The organism is Cupriavidus basilensis (assembly GCF_000832305.1).
Taxonomy (GTDB): Bacteria; Pseudomonadota; Gammaproteobacteria; order Burkholderiales; family Burkholderiaceae; genus Cupriavidus; species Cupriavidus basilensis_F.
The window spans coordinates 1,241,587-1,259,884 of sequence record NZ_CP010537.1 but is presented as its reverse complement, the minus strand read 5'-3'; the positions used below and the strand labels follow the sequence as shown (position 1 = coordinate 1,259,884).

The 18,298-nt window shown below is 65.5% G+C and carries 14 protein-coding genes; 5 read left to right on the top strand and 9 right to left on the bottom strand.

Features of this window, described 5'->3' with window-relative positions; all coding sequences use genetic code 11:
• Window positions 1–37: 37 nt before the first annotated feature.
• Complete coding sequence (locus RR42_RS26295; RefSeq protein WP_043354317.1) at window positions 38–766, bottom strand: FadR/GntR family transcriptional regulator; 729 nt, start codon at window positions 764–766, stop codon at window positions 38–40.
• Window positions 767–899: 133 nt separating this feature from the next.
• Window positions 900–2,219 (bottom strand): MFS transporter, encoded by a 1,320-nt coding sequence (locus tag RR42_RS26290; protein WP_043357959.1) that lies wholly within the window; start codon window positions 2,217–2,219, stop codon window positions 900–902.
• 252 nt (window positions 2,220–2,471) lie between these two features.
• Here RR42_RS26290 and RR42_RS26285 point away from each other — a divergent pair, with 252 nt between their 5' ends.
• On the top strand, window positions 2,472–3,014 hold the full coding sequence (locus tag RR42_RS26285) for an ureidoglycolate lyase (RefSeq protein ID WP_082055117.1): 543 nt from the start codon (window positions 2,472–2,474) through the stop codon (window positions 3,012–3,014).
• Window positions 3,015–3,114: 100 nt separating this feature from the next.
• On the opposite strand, the gene RR42_RS26280 is transcribed toward RR42_RS26285, so the two are convergent.
• From RR42_RS26280 to katG, 3 genes are all read right to left on the bottom strand, one after another.
• On the bottom strand, window positions 3,115–4,185 hold the full coding sequence (locus RR42_RS26280; protein ID WP_043354315.1) for an alpha/beta hydrolase family esterase: 1,071 nt from the start codon (window positions 4,183–4,185) through the stop codon (window positions 3,115–3,117).
• A gap of 58 nt (window positions 4,186–4,243) precedes the next feature.
• Complete coding sequence (locus tag RR42_RS26275; RefSeq protein ID WP_043354313.1) at window positions 4,244–4,675, bottom strand: CopG family transcriptional regulator; 432 nt, start codon at window positions 4,673–4,675, stop codon at window positions 4,244–4,246.
• Between the two features lie 254 nt (window positions 4,676–4,929).
• Window positions 4,930–7,167, bottom strand: coding sequence for a catalase/peroxidase HPI (gene katG, locus RR42_RS26270; RefSeq protein WP_043354312.1), 2,238 nt, complete (start codon window positions 7,165–7,167; stop codon window positions 4,930–4,932).
• A 559-nt stretch (window positions 7,168–7,726) separates the two neighbouring features.
• On the opposite strand from katG, the gene RR42_RS37935 reads away from it, so the two are divergent.
• A complete protein-coding gene (locus RR42_RS37935) occupies window positions 7,727–8,182 on the top strand; it encodes a DUF3331 domain-containing protein (RefSeq protein ID WP_052495252.1) in 456 nt (151 codons plus the stop codon).
• A gap of 428 nt (window positions 8,183–8,610) precedes the next feature.
• Window positions 8,611–9,375, top strand: a complete 765-nt coding sequence (locus RR42_RS26260; RefSeq protein WP_158408314.1) for a DNA-binding response regulator — start codon at window positions 8,611–8,613, stop codon at window positions 9,373–9,375.
• Window positions 9,376–9,413: 38 nt separating this feature from the next.
• On the opposite strand, the gene RR42_RS26255 is transcribed toward RR42_RS26260, so the two are convergent.
• The 4 genes from RR42_RS26255 to gabT all read right to left on the bottom strand — a co-directional run bounded on the left by RR42_RS26255 (window position 9,414) and on the right by gabT (window position 15,320).
• Window positions 9,414–10,913, bottom strand: coding sequence for an aldehyde dehydrogenase (locus RR42_RS26255; protein WP_043354310.1), 1,500 nt, complete (start codon window positions 10,911–10,913; stop codon window positions 9,414–9,416).
• 36 nt (window positions 10,914–10,949) lie between these two features.
• Window positions 10,950–12,197, bottom strand: a complete 1,248-nt coding sequence (locus tag RR42_RS26250) for a Zn-dependent hydrolase (RefSeq protein ID WP_043354308.1) — start codon at window positions 12,195–12,197, stop codon at window positions 10,950–10,952.
• Window positions 12,198–12,223: 26 nt separating this feature from the next.
• Window positions 12,224–13,951: a thiamine pyrophosphate-binding protein gene (locus tag RR42_RS26245; RefSeq protein ID WP_043354306.1), complete on the bottom strand. Its 1,728-nt coding sequence runs from the start codon at window positions 13,949–13,951 to the stop codon at window positions 12,224–12,226.
• A 106-nt stretch (window positions 13,952–14,057) separates the two neighbouring features.
• The gene (gene gabT / locus RR42_RS26240; RefSeq protein ID WP_043354303.1) at window positions 14,058–15,320 is read right to left on the bottom strand and encodes a 4-aminobutyrate--2-oxoglutarate transaminase; all 1,263 of its coding nucleotides are present in this window, start codon (window positions 15,318–15,320) and stop codon (window positions 14,058–14,060) included.
• Between the two features lie 500 nt (window positions 15,321–15,820).
• Between gabT and RR42_RS26235 the strand changes: the two genes are divergently transcribed.
• Window positions 15,821–16,570, top strand: a complete 750-nt coding sequence (locus RR42_RS26235; protein ID WP_043354300.1) for a FadR/GntR family transcriptional regulator — start codon at window positions 15,821–15,823, stop codon at window positions 16,568–16,570.
• 374 nt (window positions 16,571–16,944) lie between these two features.
• Window positions 16,945–18,297 carry an MFS transporter gene (locus RR42_RS26230; protein ID WP_052494978.1) on the top strand — a complete coding sequence of 451 codons (1,353 nt, stop codon included), beginning with the start codon at window positions 16,945–16,947 and terminating at the stop codon, window positions 18,295–18,297.
• Window position 18,298 lies beyond the last annotated feature (1 nt).

Here is an 18,298-nt window from a genome sequence, read left to right as displayed (position 1 = left end):
CCTGGATGCCTTTATCGGCTCCGTGCGCCAGGCCCGCTCAGCCGGGGAGATGGCCCGGCGCCACCCCGTCGCCCGCGCGGCTGCCCGCGGGGAAATGCACGCCCGCGCGCTGGGCCGCCCGGACGATGTGATCCGACATGGCGCGCTGGGCCAGGCTGGCGTCGCCCGCGGCCAAGGCGTCGATGATGGCGCAATGCTCGGTGTAGGTGGCAAGGCGGCTGCCGCGCTGGTAGAACGGCAAACGCTGGCTTTCCTGCATGACGTCAGTGCTGTTGCGCAGGATATCGGCGATGGCGCGGTTGCCGGCGATCGCGATGATGCGCATATGAAAATCAAAGTCCAGCCGGGCGGCCTGCGTGAAGTCGGACGCGTCGATGCACACCCGCATGGCCTCGGTGTTCTCGCGCAGGGCGTCGATGTCTTCCGGCAGCAGCGCCGCCGCGGCCAGTCCCACGGTGAAGCCCTCCAGCGCGAAGCGCAACTGGTAGATATCGGTCAGCGAATGCGATTTGGAGAAACGCCATGGCGGCGGCGTGCCGTCGCCAGCGTCGGCGGCCACGTACACGCCCTTGCCGGGGCGCGAGACCACCAGCCCGAGCCCCTGCAGCGTGGACAACGCCTCGCGCAGCGAGGTGCGGCTGATGCCGAGCAGCTCCGACAGGTCGCGCTGCGAGGGCAACAGCGAGCCGGCCGGGTACTTGCCGCCCTCGATCCACTCGCGGATCAGGTTCGCGGCGTTGGCGGAGATGGCGGTAGCTGTGACCATTGGGTGCGATGAAGTCCGGCGCGGAATCGTGAAAGATGGGGGGCCGGCGCTTGGCCGCCGGATCGACGGCAAATTGTACTCGACGGCCCGCCCGGAGCACGCCCCGGGCAGCGCCATCGCATACCTGCCCGACTTACTTGTTCACCAGCCGCGCCGGCACCGTATAGGTCAGCGCCGCGCCGCAAAGCAGCACGCCAGCCAGCACGAACATGGCCAGGTTGGTGCTCTGCGTCGCATCCTTGATCAGGCCGATCATGTAAGGGCTGACAAAACCCGCCAGGTTGGCGAACGAGTTGATCATGGCGATGCCGGCAGCGGCGCCCGCACCGGACAGCAGCGCGGTCGGCAGGCTCCAGAACAACGGCGACGTGGCCAGGCTGCCGCCCGCAGCGAGCGCCAGCGCGGCGAGCGAGAGCACCACGTTGTCGCTGAAGATCGCGCTCAGCGCCAGGCCGGCGGCGCCGCAGCAAAACGGCACGATCAGGTGCCAGCGGCGTTCGCGCATGCGGTCGGAGCTGCGGCTGACCAGGATCATCGAACACACGGCGACGGAGAACGGGATGGCCGTCAGCAAGCCGATATGCAGCGCGCCGCTCACGCCGGCCTGCCGGATCAGGGACGGCAGCCAGAACGTCAGTCCGTACTGGCCCATCACCGTGCAAAAGCAGATGCAGGCCATCTTGATGATGCGGCGGTCCGAGAACAGCTGCCGCATGGTCATGTGCCCGCCTTTGGTGGCGTTCTCGTTGGCGATGTTGCGCTCCAGCAGGTCCTTCTCGCTCTGCGTGAGCCAGCGCGCCGAGCGGATGCTGTTGTCCAGGTAGGCCAGCACGGCAACGCCGACCAGCAGCGAAGGCAGCGCTTCGATCAGGAACATCCATTGCCAGCCGCGCAGCCCCGCCACGCCCTGCATGGACTCCATGATGAAGCCGGAGAGCGGGCCGCCAAAGATGCCCGACACCGGGATCGCGCACATGAACAGCGCCACCATGCGCGCGCGGCGGTGCGACGGGAACCAGTAGGTCAGGTACAGGATCATGCCGGGGTAAAAGCCCGCCTCGGCCGCGCCGAGCAGGAAGCGCAGCACGTAGAACTGCGTGGTGGTCTGCACGAACACCATCGCCGCCGAAATCACGCTCCACATGATCATGATGCGCGAAATGGTCGCCTTGGCGCCGATGCGGTGCATCAGCACATTGCTCGGCACTTCGAAGAAGAAGTACCCGATGAAGAACAGGCCGGCGCCCAGCCCGTAGGCGGACTCGCTGAACTGCAGGTCGCCAAGCATATGCAGCTTGGCAAACCCCACGTTGACGCGGTCCAGGTAGGCCACGACATAACAGAGCATCAGGAACGGCAGCAGGCGCCACGCCACCTTGCGGTAGACGGCGTTTTCCCGCGCCGCCGCGTGGGCGGCGGCGGGCTCGGGGGCTAGCGATGGGGCGGTGGTCAGGGACACGGCGGTTTCCTCCTCGGGTGGCTCGGCTCGTTATCTCAACTGGTATTACCAGTCTGTTTTCTTGGAGATGGCGAAGGATACGTCACGGCATTTCCACAAGGAAAGCGGCGTAAACCCTGTAATACAAGCGCCTTGACGCCGCTCATTGACAATCGGATACTGGCACCACTGGTATTACCAGTTGATCCACGGAGATTGGCCAGGCGCCTTCCCCGGCCACTTCTTACCCATGACAAGAGGAAAAACGTGTCTGCTCCCGACGAGACGGCGATCCAGCCCCCACTGCCATCCCAAGCGCCGGTGTGCCTGCAGGTGGAGCCACTGACCGTAGCCGCATTCGCCCCGTTTGGCGATGTCATCGAAAGCGAGGGGCGCGCGCCGATGGTGATCAATGGCGGCATGACGCTGCGCTATGACGACCTTGCCAGCGTCGATGTCGGCACGCAGGGCGGCCGGGCGCTGATCAGCTTCTTCGACGCGCAGCCTTATGCGCTGCCGCTCGGCATCCGCGCCATGGAGCGGCACCCGCTGGGCAGCCAGGCCTTCGTGCCCCTGGACGAGGCCGCCTTCCTCGTGGTCGTGGCGCCCGTTGGCGACCAGATCGACGAATCGGCCATCCGCGTGTTCGTCACCAACGGCAGGCAAGGCGTGAACTACAAGCGCGGCGCCTGGCATCACTCGCTGATCGTCACGCAAGGCACGGCGCGCTTCCTGGTGGTGGACCGCGGCGGCGAGGGCCACAACTGCGACGTCACCGAGCTGCGCGGCAACTACCAGGTGGCGGGGTAAAGGCGTCGTCGCCTGTCGCTGGAGTTTGCGCAAGCACTGGCGGCGCGCACGAAGGCTCGAGGCGTGCAGGGCATTCAGGTCTGCGCGCCCGTGCCACTGCTTACTTCTTCAACGGATTCAACGGATGCGCCAGGAAAAACCGCACCATCTCCGCGCTGGCATCGGGCCCGCTCGCATCGGTGTACGAGCCATGCGTACTGCCACCCGCCCACGCATGCGATGCGCCATGAAGCAGCCAATACTCAGCGTCAACGCCGTCGCGTGACTTCAACTGACGCCGCGTGAAGGCGCGCCCGTTCTGCCTGCCCCGGCGCGGGCCGTCCTGCTCACCGTCATGCTGGAATGCTCGCAGCAGCCGGTCGGCGTTGGACACATGCACGGTCGTATCCGCGTCTGCCTGGAAGACGATCAGGGGCCGCAACGGCGCGGCCTGCGCTTTCGCCATGTGCGTGCCCGCCAGCGCGCCACCCTTCATCGCGGCGAGCGCCGATGGCAAGTCATGCGCGCTGGCATACGGCAAGCCGGAGTGAATTCCCGCCGCGGCATACAGGTCGGGATAGGCATGCACCATCACGGCAGCCATGGCGCCGCCGGCGGACAAGCCGGCCACGTACACGCGATCGGGATCGACCGCATGGCTGGCCATGACTTCCCGCGTGATGCCCGCGATCAGCGACGGCTCGCCCAGCTCGCGCTGCTGGTCGCCCGGATTGAACCAGTTCCAGCATTTGGACGGGTTCGCCGCCGCGGGCTGGATCGGGTAGGCAACCAGGAAACCGTGCTGCTTCGCCAGCGCATTCATGCGGGTACCCGCCGCAAAATCGTCGGCGTCCTGCGTACAGCCGTGCAGCATCACCACCAGCGGCAGGCGCTGGCCCTCGAAGCCGGCGGGCACGTAGAGCTTGTAGGCGCGCTGGCCGGCGTGTCCGGCATGGCGCCAGGTGGTGAAGTGGCCTGTGTCCCGCACGTCGGGTTGCGCTGCGCTCTCCTGCGCCTGGCGTGGCAGCAGCGCCTCGACAACTTGCGCGGGCTGGAAGCCGGCATTGGGCACTGCGCTGTTGCCGCGCAATGCGCGCGCAATGACCTCGGTGGCTTCCAGCGGCCCCGCGGTGCGCAGCAGCGCCATGGCTTCCTGCATGGAAGCCAGAAATTCTTCGTTCTTCTTCGTCATGGTGTCCTTGGTGTCCTTCCACGTGCCTTTGGCGTTAGGCTTCCCGTTGCCTGGCGGCTTAGCGGATGCGGCCGGCCAGCGCGGCCTTGACGGCGGCGGAGGCATGGAAAGCGCCCAGCACCACGATCGACTCGATCGTGGCGAGGGCAAGCTCGGGCGTGACATCGGATGCGATGCTGGCCAGTCCCAGCACATGGATATCCAGGCGCTGGTGCGCGGCTTGCGCCGCCTCCAGGTCCTGGCGGGAGAAATGCTGCAGGCCAAGCACCAGCGCGCGCCGCGTCACGGTCTCGCTGACGGCCTGCGCGTGGATCGCAAGCTGGTTGCGGATCGCGGTGCGGATCAGGTCGGTACGGTTCGAGTAAAAGCCTTCCTCGACCAGCAGGTCGATCTGGCCGAGATCGACCGGGCCGAGATTGATCGTGATCTTCTCGGTTTCGCCGCCTTTCGGGCGGGGTTGCGCCACAAGTGCCTTTTGTTGCTCACCCATCGCCGTTCGCCATCCAAATACCATCCAATGGGATGGTTATAGGATGGAACGACCCATTGTTCAAGGACGATTGCCGATTTTTGCTGCAATCGCACATAAAAGTGCGGCCCACGGTATCCGGCAGCATTGCCCACCCTGGCATTCAGGGCAGCAGGGAACCAGGGGGGCGCAGCATGTTCTGTAGTGAACATGTGCAGCCCGTCAGCCGAATGGGTGCGAATGGCGAGACTGGAGGAACGTGCCTCTGCCAGACGCTAGGAGGCCAGGTCGAACCGATCGAGGTTCATCACCTTGACCCATGCCGCGACGAAGTCACGAATGAATTTCTCTTGGGCGTCCTCGCTTGCGTAGACTTCGGAAAGCGCGCGGAGCTGTGCGTGCGAACCGAAGATCAGATCGACACGCGTGCCCGTCCATTTCAGTTCACCGGTCTTGCGGTCGTATCCCTCGAATACTTCGCGAGAAGCTGAAAGTGGCTTCCATTCCGTGCGCATGTCGAGCAAGTTGCGAAAGAAGTCATTGGTCAACGTCTCCGGCCGGTCGGTGAGAACGCCGTGAGCCTGCGTTCCGGCATGAACGTTCAGCACACGAAGCCCGCCGATCAGAACGGTCATCTCCGGTGCGCTCAGCGTCAGCAGCTGGGCCTTGTCGATCAGCAACGCCTCCGCAGGAACGCTGTACTCTCCCTTGAGGTAATTGCGAAAGCCGTCTGCAACCGGCTCAAGCACCCCGAAAGATGGCACGTCGGTCTGTTCCTGCGACGCGTCCATGCGGCCTGGCGAGAACGGCACGATCACCCGATGGCCGGCCCTTTCTGCTGCCAGCTCGATACCGGCTGCGCCGGCCAGCACAATCAGATCCGCCAGTGAAATCTTCTTGCCGCCAGACTGCGCGCGGTTGAACTCGGCCTGGATGCCATCCAGGACCGTCAGCACCCTCGCCAATTGCCGAGGCTGGTTGACGGGCCATTCAACCTGCGGTGCAAGGCGGATGCGCGCACCATTGGCACCGCCGCGCTTGTCCGAGCCACGGAAGGTCGATGCCGATGCCCAGGCCGTCGACACCATCTGCGCGACAGACAGCCCCGACGCGCGAATCGTCTGCTTGAGCGAAACGATATCCTGGTCGTTGACCAACGGATGGTCCACGACGGGGATCGGGTCTTGCCAGATCAAGGCTTGCGCAGGCACTTCCGGGCCAAGGTAACGGGCGCGCGGACCCATGTCGCGATGGGTCAGCTTGAACCAGGCGCGGGCGAAGGCGTCGGCAAACTGGTCAGGATTCTCCAGGAAACGCCGCGAGATTTTCTCGTAAGCCGGGTCGAAGCGCAACGAAAGGTCGGTGGTCAGCATCGTAGGCCGCAGCTTCTTCGACGGATCATGCGCGTGCGGGATCGTCTCACCGGCATCCTTTGCCACCCATTGATGCGCGCCGGCCGGGCTCTTGGTCAACGTCCAGTCGTAGCGGAACAGGTTCTCGAAAAATCCCATGCCCCATGTCGTCGGCGTCGCGGTCCAGGTCACTTCCAGACCGCTGGTGATTGCGTCGGCTCCCTTGCCGGTGCCAAAACGGCTCTTCCAGCCCAGCCCCTGCTGCTCCAGGTCAGCAATCTCCGGCTCCGGGCCAACGTTGCCGGCCGGCCCCGCGCCGTGCGTCTTGCCAAAAGTATGGCCACCGGCGATCAGCGCGACGGTTTCCTCGTCGTCCATGGCCATGCGGCGGAAGGTCTCGCGGATATCGCGCGCGGCCGCGATCGGATCCGGATTGCCGTCGGGGCCTTCCGGATTCACGTAGATAAGGCCCATCTGCACCGCGGCCAGTGGATTTTCCAGGTTTCGTCCGTCTTCCGGGTAGCCCGCCCCAGCGCCACGCGGATCCCCATCGTTGCCGGCCGCGCCCTTGCCGTAACGGATATCGCCGCCAAGCCAGGTTTTCTCGTTGCCCCAGTAGACGTCATTGTCCGGCTCCCAGGTATCTTCACGACCTCCGGCAAAGCCGAAGGTCTTGAACCCCATGGTCTCAAGCGCGACATTGCCGGTGAGGATCAGCAGGTCGGCCCAGGAAATCTTGTTCCCGTACTTCTGCTTGATCGGCCAGAGCAGGCGACGTGCCTTGTCCAGGCTGACGTTATCGGGCCAGCTGTTGAGCGGTGCGAAACGCTGCTGGCCGCGTCCGGCGCCTCCCCGGCCGTCGTCGACACGGTAGGTACCCGCACTATGCCAAGCCATGCGGATGAAGAGTGGACCGTAGTGGCCAAAGTCCGCCGGCCACCAATCCTGCGAATCGGTCATCAGCGCAGCAAGGTCCTTTTTTACCGCCGCGAGGTCGAGACGCTTGAAAGCCTCGGCATATCTGAAGCGCTCATCCATTGGGCTGGACTTGCCGGAATGCTGACCAAGCAAGTCCAACCGCAACTGTTTCGGCCACCAGTCGCGATTTGTCGTACCGACGCCGGCGGCATGATTGAACGGACACTTTGCTTCACTGGACATGCACTCTCTCCTATTGCGGTAGCACTAAACGCCTGATCCGAAGTGTGAAGTCTGCCTTCCATCCAGAATCAGTCAGCGGCCATGGCCCCTGGACACTTGTGTGCCCGGTGGGGCGCGGTGCGAGCCGATGATCGTTGCGGCGGCGAGAAGCTGTCAATCAAACCAAAGGATAGGGTGTCCCCCTGACATGCCGGATTTTCATGGCGCAGGGCTTTTGTGTCCTTTCCGCCCACGAACTGAACCATCCGAGCGCAACCTGATTGTGAGTCAACCAATTCACGGATGCATTGCCTAAATGCCTGACTATGAATCCCCACCGAAAAATAAACAGATAGCCCGCCCCACCAGCAGCAGCCTTATTCCCGGCGCGGCGGGCTGCCTCCTACGTTCGTATGACCCGGCCATCTCAATGTCGTACCGCGCCTGCACCGATGGACAACTGCGTGCGGCGCGCAGCGCGTCATAAGATGTCCTTATGGTCGGCGTCCACACGCCAGCCTTCATCCGCGCGACGGGGCCGGCTGCCTCCCCCGCCCGCCTCCATCATCCGGAGCTGACCATGCCAGCGCACCCGAATCCCGCCACATCATCCACCCCATGTGCGCAAGCGGACCGCCCCGACCCGTGGGACAGCACCATCGGCCTGCTCAATGCGCGTCAGGCCTTCCAGCTGTACGCCGACTGCGCCTGGCCCGATGAGGAAGATCCCCGGCGCCGCCGCCACACCGCCATCGTCAGCGTGGTGGAGCGGCCCAGCCCCACCTTGGCGGTGATCAGCTGGCGCGACCCCACCCATTGCCGCTACGGCGCTCAGATCTGGGCTGCGATATCGGCGCGCGAGGCTGGCGTGTGCGCCCTCAGCGGCCTGCCCATCGCCAAGGGCCAGGCCGTCTACCGCCCGCGCCCCTGCCGGCCGCCGCCGCGCAACGCCGAAGCCATGATCCTCGCGTCTGCGCTACATGCAGCGTGCGGGACCGACGCCGACGCCTGCGGCGAGGATGCCCTGGCGGCATGAGGCACGCGCGGCCCGCCCCGTGCGTCGGCTGGGGCAACTCCGTCGCCAAGATCGCGACCCGGGCCGGTGAGGCGCGAGGTGCCTGACACCGTGACCGCTGCACGAAGATAGTCAGAAGAGCGCATTTGACACGCATATCGAGCAGTTTGATCGGAATGTCAAGTTTCATCCACGCAACATGCCTACTTGATTTCAAGCATGATCCGAACCTAATATCTTTCAAGATAAAAAACATGACATATTCGGGCAGGCTCTACGACGCACAGAGCCGCCCTGGCGGGTCCGCCAGGGCAGGGTCGGAAATCCGGGGATTGCAAAATCCTGCCGCAAGCGCTGGTCGGCGCTGGCAGTGTCGTGCCATCCCCGTGGGTTCAGCCTGTCTCCGTTGCACTTGCATTTGTATTTGCGCTTGTACGGGGAGTTACGGCATGAACGTGGTGCTCGTTGAAAGCCATCCATTGCTCCGGATTGCAATGCTCACGCTGCTGGAGAGTATTGCAGGCATCGCGCAAGTCGCTGCCATCGACCCGGGTGAAATCCCTGCGCATTTGCACGCCGGCGGCAGCCCTGACCTGATCGTCTTTGGCATGCCCGCCGATGCCGACACGGGCTGGCAATGGCTCGGCCAGGCACGCAGGCTATGGGCCGCGCCGCGCGTGCTGCTGCTCTGCGATACCGTGCCGCTGCAGCTGCCGCAAGGCGAGATCACCGAAGGCTTCTGCGGCTGCCTGCCGAAATCCGCCCCGCTCGACGTGCTCAGGACCGCCATCCGGCGTATCGCCACCCGTCAGCCGGAGCGTGCCGGCGCGAGCCAGCTTTCACTGTTCCCCGCCTTACCCGCCTTGCCCGCCTTGCCCTCGGCTGCGCTGGCACCGCGGCCCGCCGCCGGGAGCCAGCGGCTGACACGAGAAGCAACGCAACTGGGATTGACGCAACGCCAGTATGACGTGCTGGTACTGCTCTCCCGAGGGCATGCGGTCAAGACCGTAGGCCGCCTGCTGAATATCTCGGCGCCGACGGTCAAGACGCATGCCCGCGCCATGTACAGGCATCTCCAGGTGGCTGGCAAGGAAGAGGCCGCCTACAAGGCACGGCAACAAGGCTTTAGCCTGGCGTGGCCGGTTGGCGGCGTGCCGGCGTTGGCGCTGGCACGCCGCCACGCCCCCACCGTGCGGCAGATGGAACTGCTCTGAGCGGCTGGCCGGCCTTGGCCGGCCGGCGCATTGCCTGGTCACGCCAGGCTGATCCACGTGGTCTTCAGGTCCGTGTACTTGTCCAGCGCATGCAGTGACTTGTCCCGCCCCGAGCCCGACTGCTTCACGCCGCCAAACGGCACCGTCACGTCGCTGTCCATATAGCAGTTGACCCACACCAGCCCCGCCTGCAGCTTGCGCGAAACCCGGTGGGCGCGGGACAGGTTGGAAGTCCAGAGTCCCGAGCCCAGCCCGTAGGGCGAATCGTTGGCCATGCGGATGGCCTCTTCCTCGGACTCGAAGCGGGTCACCGCCAGCACCGGGCCAAAGATCTCTTCGCGCACGATGGTGAGCGACTGCGTGGGGCACTCGAAGATGGTGGGCTGCATGTAGAAGCCGCCACTGTCCGTGTGCGCGCGCTTGCCGCCGGCGCGCAGGCGGGCGCCTTCGTCCTCGCCGCTCTTCACATAGGACATCACCCGCTGCAGTTGCGCGCCGTCGACGATGGCGCCCATGGCGGTGGCGGGGTCGAGCGGGTCGCCCGGCTGCATGCGCGCTGCGTGCGCTTCCAGCTTCTCCATGAACGCGTCGTAGATGCCGCTTTGCACATAGAGGCGCGAACCGGCGATGCAGATCTCGCCCTGGTTGCTGAAGATGCCGATGGCGGCGGCCTGCGCGGCGCGGTCCAGGTCGGGGCAGTCGTCAAAGACGATATGCGGAGACTTGCCGCCGCACTCGAGCCAGACGCGCTTGAGATTGGACTGGCCGGAATACTCCATGAAGCGCTTGCCGGTGGCGGTGGAACCGGTAAAGGCAATGCAGTCCACGTCGGGATGGCGGCCCAGTGCCTGCCCGGCGGCGGCCCCAAGACCTGGCACCACATTGAAAACGCCCGCCGGGATGCCCGCTTCTTCGGCGAGTTCCGCCAGCCGCAGCGCAGTGAGCGGGGACTGCTCCGCGGGCTTGAGCACCACGCTGTTGCCGGCGGCCAGCGCGGGCGCCACCTTCCAGCTGGCCATCAGCAGCGGGTAGTTCCAGGGCACGACCGCCGCCACCACGCCTAGCGGCTCGCGCGTGATGGTGGCCAGCACGCCGGGGCCCGTCGGCGCGATCTCATCGTAGATCTTGTCAATGGCTTCGGCATACCAGGCGTAGGTGCGGCCGGCTTCAGGGATGTCGTATTGCAGCGTCTCGGCAATGGGCTTGCCCATGTCGAGCGTTTCCAGCAACGCAAGCTCTTCGCGATGCGTCTCGATCAGGTGCGACAGCCTTAGCAGCGTGGCCTTCCTGGCGCTGCGCGGCGTGTCCGACCAGACGCCGGACTGAAACGCCTTGCGCGCCGCGGCTACCGCGCGGTCGACGTCCTGCGCGCCGCAGGCCGCGACGCGGGCGAGCGCCTTGCCGGTGGCGGGGTTGATGGTCTCGAAGGTGGCGCCGTCGGCGGCGTCGGCCCAGCGGCCATCGATATAGGCTTGCGAACGGATCGATACCGTTGCTGCCTGCTTGCGCCAATAGGCGAGATCTCTCAAGTCACTCATCGTGGATTCCTGGCATTCATTGGGGTTTCGGCCCGCTTAGGCGCTCGCGTTCGCCTGCGCCACCATGGCGCCGAGCAGCACATTGGCCCCGGCTTCCAGATGCTCCGGCTTGGCGTCTTCGATTTCGTTGTGGCTGATGCCGTCCTTGCATGGCACGAAGATCATCGCGGTGGGCGCCACGCCGGCGATATAGACCGCGTCATGGCCCGCGCCCGTGACGATGTCCTGATGGCTGTAGCCCCGCGCGGCGGCTTCCTGGCGCACGTGGCGGATCAGCTCGGGCGCGAACGGCGTGGGCGCGAAGTACTGCACGTCTTGCACAACCACATCCAGGGCCGCGCCGGTGGTGGTGCCGTCCGCGACGGCGGCGCAAGCCGCGCGAAAGCGCGCATCCATCGCGGCAAGCCGCACCGGGTCGAGATGGCGCAGGTCGACCGTGAACGTCACCGCCCCGGGAATGACATTGCGCGACGACGGATGGACCTTGACCACGCCCACCGTGCCGCGCCCGTGCGGCGCGAAGTCGTTGGCGATGCGGATCACTTCCTGCATCAGGAACGTGGCGCCATAGAGCGCGTCCATGCGCAGCGGCATCGGCGTGGGGCCAGCGTGCGCCTCCATGCCGGTCACGGTGACGTCGTACCAGCGCAGGCCCAGCGATCCGGTCACCACGCCGATCACGTTGCCCTCGGCCTCGAGCACCGGCCCCTGTTCGATATGGGCTTCGAAGTAGGCGCCAACCTTGCGGCCAACTTCCGCGTCGCCGGCATAGCCGATGGCCGCCAGTTCATCCGCCACCCGCTTGCCCGCCACATCGGTGGCCGACAGCGCGGTCTGCAGCGCAAAGACGCCGGCAAACACGCCGGAACCCATCATCACCGGGACAAAACGCGAGCCTTCTTCATTGGTCCAGATGGCCACTTCGAGCGGGGCCTCGGTGGTGATGCCGTGGTCGTTCAGGGTGCGCATGACTTCCAGGCCGGCCAGCACGCCATAGCAACCGTCGAACTTGCCGCCGGTGGGCTGCGTGTCGATATGGCTGCCGGTCATGACCGGCGCCAGCGCGTTGTTGCGCCCAGCCCGGCGGGCAAAGATATTGCCGACCTGGTCGACCGTCACGCTCAGTCCGGCTGCGCGCATCCAACCGGTCACCAGGTCGCGCCCCTGCCCATCCAGCGCCGTCAGCGCCAGGCGCGCATTGCCGCCCTTGGGCGTGGCGCCGATCGCGGCGAGGTCCATCAGTGACTGCCACAGGCGCTCGCCGTTGATTGCCAGCATGCTCATGGTCTCTCTCCTTGCCGTCGTGGCCATTACTTCGCGCCCGCTTGCCGGGCAAGTGCGTCCGAGCGGATCTGCGACAAGGTCATGCCCGGCGCGATGCCGTCCGCGTCATAACGCAGCTCCAGCAAGGCAGGCAGCTGCTGGGTGTTGGCGAATGCAAGGGCACGCGCAAAAGCGGGACCGAACGCTTCATCGCTGGCGACAATTTCTCCATACCCGCGATAGGCGCGGATCAGTTCGCTGAACTCCGGATTGTCGAAGCCAAGCGCCACGGTGCGGCCCGGGAACTCGCGCTCCTGGTGCGCGCGGATGGTGCCCCAGATGCCGTTGTTGAAGACCAGCACGACGATGCCGACCCGGTACTGCATGGCAACGCCGAGTTCCTGCAGGTTCATCTGGAAGCAACCATCGCCCGCATAGCAGATCACGGTGCGATCGGGGTTCTCGAGCTTGGCGGCAATGGCCGCCGGCAGGCCGTAGCCCATCGATCCCACGGTCGGCGCGAGGCTGGTGCCAACGCCCTTGAAGCGGTAGTAGGCATGCGGATACAAGGCATAGTTGCCCGCGCCAACGGTAATGCAGGTGTCCTGCGGCACGTTGTCGCGGACGTGGCAGGCGGCCACGTTGAGGTTGAGGGCGCCCGGCGCGGCCTTGGGTTCCTGCTCGGCCAGGTACACCTGGTGGGCGTCGTGCCCGGCGTTGCGCGCCCCCGGGGAACGCGATGGGGAGAGTTCGGCCACCGCGGCGGCAAACGAAACCACGTCCGCGGCAATCGGCAGCGTGGGATGAAACACGCGGCCAAGCTCATTGGCGTCGGGGTACACATGGACCAGCCTCTGCCTGGGCAGCGGGCTTTCCACCACCGTGTAGCCCTCGCTGGTGGCCTCGCCCATGCGCGTGCCCACGGCGATCAGCAGGTCGCTTTCCTGTACGCGCTTGCGCAGCGATTCGGGCATGGCCCAGCCCACGTGCCCGGCAAAGTTGGGATGATGGTTGTCGAAGCACTCCAGGCGGCGCCAGGCTACCCCGACCGGCAGCGCGAAGCGCTCGGCAAACCCTTCCATCTGCCGCGAGGCCGCCGGCGTCCAGCCCGATCCGCCCAGCAGCAGGAACGGGCGCTCCGCCTGCTCGATCAGTTCGGCCAGCGAGGCCACGGCGTCGGGCGTCGGCGCGCTGTGGGCACGGCGGTAACGTGGCACGTCGGCCACCGTGGCCTTGCCCCACAGCGTGTCTTCGGGCAACGCCAGCACGACCGGGCCGGGCCGCCCGCTGGTGGCCACCGCGAAGGCGCGCGCGATGAATTCGGGAATGCGCTCGGTGCGGTCGATCTGCGCCACCCATTTGGTCATCTGGCCAAACATGCGGCGGTAGTCGACCTCCTGGAACGCTTCGCGCTCGTAGAAATCGTTGCCGACCTGGCCAACGAACAGGATCATGGGGGTCGAATCCTGGTAGGCGGTGTGCACGGCGATGCTGGCATTGGTGGCGCCGGGGCCGCGCGTGACAAAGCAGATGCCGGGCTCGCCGGTCAGCTTGCCTTGCGCCTCCGCCATATAGCCCGCCCCGCTCTCTTGCCGGCACACGATGGGCTGGATCTTGTCCTGATGGTCGTACAGCGCATCGATGCAAGGCAGATAGCTTTCGCCCGGCACCAGGAAGACGCGTTTCACGCCCTGGATGATCAGTTGGTCGATGAGGATCTGGCCGCCGTTGCGCGCTGTGCGCGCCGGCAGTGCTTGCGGCGATTGCTTGTTCATGGTCGTGAATTCCGTTTTTGCGATCGCCGCGCGCTTCAGCCTGGGTGCGGCGATCCTTCGAAGTCTTGAATGCGATGTTTGCGGGCCTGGGCTTGCGCGCCGGCGGTTACTGCAGGAGCGCGGCCTCCAGGATGCCCAGCCCTTCGTCCATCACGGCATCGGGGATGGTCAGCGGGAACAGGAAGCGCACCACGTTGCCGTAGACTCCGCAGGAGAGCAGCAGCAGGCCGCGCTCCAGGGCGCGGTCTTGCACTTGCCGCGTGAATTCGGGATCGGGGCGGCCGTCGGCCTTGCGGAACTCCACGGCAATCATGGCGCCCACGCCGCGCACCTCGCCGATCTCCGGCACGCGCGACTTCAGGCCATCGAGCTTGTCCTGCAGCCGCTGGCCGAGCGCGGCGCCGCGCTCGATCAGCTTCTCGCTCTCCAGCACGTCCAGCACCGCCAGCGCCGAAGCCACCGCCAGCGGGTTGCCGGCGTAGGTGCCGCCCAGCCCGCCGGGGGCCGGCGCGTCCATGATCTCGGCCCGGCCGCAAACGGCCGACAAAGGCATGCCGCCGGCCAGGCTCTTGGCCATGGTGGTCAGGTCCGGCGTGACGTCGTAGTGCTCCATGGCGAAGAGCTTGCCGGTGCGGCCAAATCCCGTCTGCACCTCATCGGCCACCAGCAGGATGCCGTGCTCGTCGCAGATGGCGCGCAGCGCGCGCACGAACTCGGCGGGTGCCACGTTGAAACCGCCCTCGCCCTGGACCGGCTCGAAGATGATGGCCGCGACCCGCTTCGGGTCCACGTCCGCCTTGAACAACTGGTGCAGCGCGTTGATCGAATCCTGCACGCTCACGCCATGCAACCCGTACGGGTAGGGCGCGTGGAACACGTCGCCCGGGAACGGGCCAAACCCCACCTTGTACGGCACGACCTTGCCGGTCAGCGCCATGCCCATCATGGTGCGGCCGTGGAAACCGCCAGAGAAGGCAATGACGCCAGGGCGCCCGGTGGCCGCACGGGCAATCTTGATGGCGTTCTCGACGGCCTCGGCGCCGGTGGTGAAAAACGCGGTCTTCTTGGCGAACGCGCCCGGCGCGCGGGCGTTGATCTTCTCGGCCAGTTCGATATAGCTGGCGTAGGGCACGATCTGGTAGGCGGTGTGCGTGAAGCGCTCCATCTGCGCCTGCATGGCTTGCACCAGGCGCGGATGGCGGTGACCGGTATTGAGCACGGCGATGCCGGCCGCGAAGTCGATGTAGCGGTTGCCTTCGACATCCCACAGTTCCGAGTTTTCGGCGCGCTCGGCATAGAAGTTGCACATCACACCAACGCCACGGGGCGTGGCGGCATCTTTGCGGCGTACCAGGTCTGCGTTCTTCATTGCATGCTCCATTGCATTGGTGTCCTGCTGTCTTGTCTGGATCTGGATCTGGATCTGGACGGCTAGCGCCACGAGGGGCCGGCCGGGAAATCGGGGGAAAGCACTCCGGGTCAGGCTTAGGGTCAGACCAGTGCGACCCGTCGGATGGCGCTAAAGCCGCTTTTTGCGTCGCCTGGCTTGTAACTCAACCGATGGCCGGACCAATTCTATGGCTTTCGCAGAAAAAATGCCAAAACTTTTGATTTTTTGACAGGGTGGTCAGTCCAATTGATGGCGATTACTTCACGTTTTGCCCGGAACACGCACAGCGATGTGCGGGAAAGTTGACCGAAAGCACCCGAAGCGCACACCCGGATTGCCGCCAATCCGAGGCCATATTGGCCGGACCACTCCCGCAGGCGCCCCGGAAAGCGGGGAGAAACCCACCCTGCCCCTTGAACAGACACCGGGTTTTGCTGTATTGATCAGACCATCAGTCAATTTGCAGCGGCCTTGCCTTCATGTCCTTACTTCAAGCGGTTTCAGCGCAGCGCCTTTACCGGCTGATCGCCGACCAGATTGCCAAGAAAATCAGCGCAGGCGAGTTCGCCCCCGGCGAGCGCCTGCCCGCGGAGCGCGAGCTGGCCGAGCAGCTCAACGTCGCGCGCTCGACCTTGCGCGAAGCGTTGATCGCGCTCGAGATCGGCGGCTATATCGAGGTGCGCGTCGGCAGCGGCGTATTCGTGCTGGAACCCAAGGAGAACGGGCAGGCCGCCACCAACGGCACCGAGCCCGATCCGGCTGCCGAGATCGATGCCCGCCTGGGCGCGGCGCTGGAAGCCAGCCCGTTCGAGCTGATCGAGACGCGCACGCTGTTCGAACCGGAATGCGCGGCGCTGGCGGCCCAGCAAGGCACCCCCGAGCAGATCGCCGCCATCGAAGAGGCGCACCGGAAGATGAACCCCGATCAGTCGCCGGAAGCTGGCGACTTCGCGCATGACCGAGCCTTCCACCAGGCCATCGCCGATGCTTGCGGCAATGCGGCGCTGGCATCGGTGGTCACCCATGTATGGGATCTGTGCGAAGCCAGCCCCTTGTATAAGCGGCTCGACAAGCACTTTGTGGACGCGTCTGCCTGGCGCGCGGCGGTTGGCGAGCACGACCGCATCGTCAGCGCGATTGTGGCGCGGGACCCCATCCGGGCGCGCCACGCCATGTCGTTCCACCTGCTGGCGATTGTGTCGCGCCTGTCCGAAGACATCGCCGAGTAGGCCAGACAGACCCTTGCCGGGCCGGACATACCGGGTCCGAGCGCACATCGCTGGTGCAAGCCAGGCCCAACCTGGCTCCCCCAGCCGCCCACTTTCGCACCAATTCCACACGCAGACCTTAACGAAAAGTGCTATTTAGGCACTTTTGTTGTTGGCACGTGGCTTGCGTTAACGAAGCCGAAGTGGTGAAATTCGCCACAACAGGCCGGACCACCCGCCCACCTGACCTAGAACAACTACCTATTACGCTTAATTTATCGGCCATCTACGCTATATTGGCCTGACCACCCGAACAAAAATACCTAAAGCATCACCTAGCACCGGCCCCCTTACCTCACGCGTGCCCAAGCCTGCGCGCATTACTGGAAAGCCTCATGAACCCCGACCACGCCCCCATCCACCAGCCCGAAGCCGGGCGAGCGCCCCGCAACATGAAGAAGATCGCCGCGGCCAGCGTCATCGGCACCACGGTCGAGTGGTATGACCTGTTTATCTTCGCCACGGCCTCGGCCCTGGTCTTCAACAAGGTCTTCTTCCCGGCCTTCGACCCGCTCACCGGCACGCTGCTCGCCTTTGGCACCTTCGCATCGGCCTATCTGGCCCGTATCCTCGGCGCCGCGCTGTTCGGCCACTTCGGCGACAAGGTCGGCCGCAAGTCCATGCTGCTGATCTCGCTCATCATGATGGGCTCGGCCACCTTTGCCATCGGCCTGCTGCCGGACTACCGCTCGATCGGTATCTGGGCGCCCATCCTGCTGCTCACCTTGCGCGTGATACAGGGCCTGGCCCTGGGCGGCGAGTGGGGCGGCGCGGTGCTGATGGCGGTGGAACACGCCCCGGCCGACAAGCGCGGCCTGTACGGATCGTGGGTGCAGATCGGCGTGCCCGCCGGCACGCTGATCGCCAACCTGGCGTTCCTGCTCTGCAATGCCGTGCTGCCGAATGAGGCGCTGCTGTCCTGGGGCTGGCGCATTCCGTTCCTGGCCAGCGTCTTGCTGGTGGGCGTGGGCATGTACATCCGCCTGAACACGTCGGAAACGCCGTCGTTCAGCAAGGTCAAGGCCACCGCCGCGCAGGTGAAGATTCCGCTGGCCGAAGTGCTGACGAAATCGTGGAAGCAGGTCCTGCTGGGCGGCATCGCGACGATGTCGACCGGCACGGCCTTCAACCTGATCGTGGCGTTCGGGCTGACGTACGGCACGCAGACGCTTGGCTTCTCCCGCAATCAGATGCTCACCATCGCGCTGCTCTCGTGCGCGCTGTGCATCGTGCTGCTGCCGCTGTTTGGCCTGCTGTCGGACAAGGTGGGCCGCAAGCCGGTGATCATCGGCGGCATCATCGCCGAGGCGCTGCTGGCCTTCCCGCTGTTCTGGCTGCTGGACACCAAGGTGTTCTCGTTCGCCCTGCTCGGCTACCTGCTGATGATGAGCGCCTTCGCGGCCAACTACGGCCCGATCGCCACGTTCCTGGCGGAGCTGTTCGGCACCAAGGTGCGTTACTCGGGCCTGTCGATCAGCTACATGCTGTCCGGGCTGCTGGGGAGCGCCGCCACGCCGATCATCACCACCGCGTTGCTGTCCGCCACGGGCCGCGGCTCTTCCGTTGCGTGGTACATGATCGGCTCCGCGCTGATTTCCGCCGTCGCGCTGTTGCTGCTGGCCGAGACGCTCAGCAGGCATGCCCCGGCGGCGGCCACCGGGGTGGACGCCACCACCTCGCTGTCCTGAG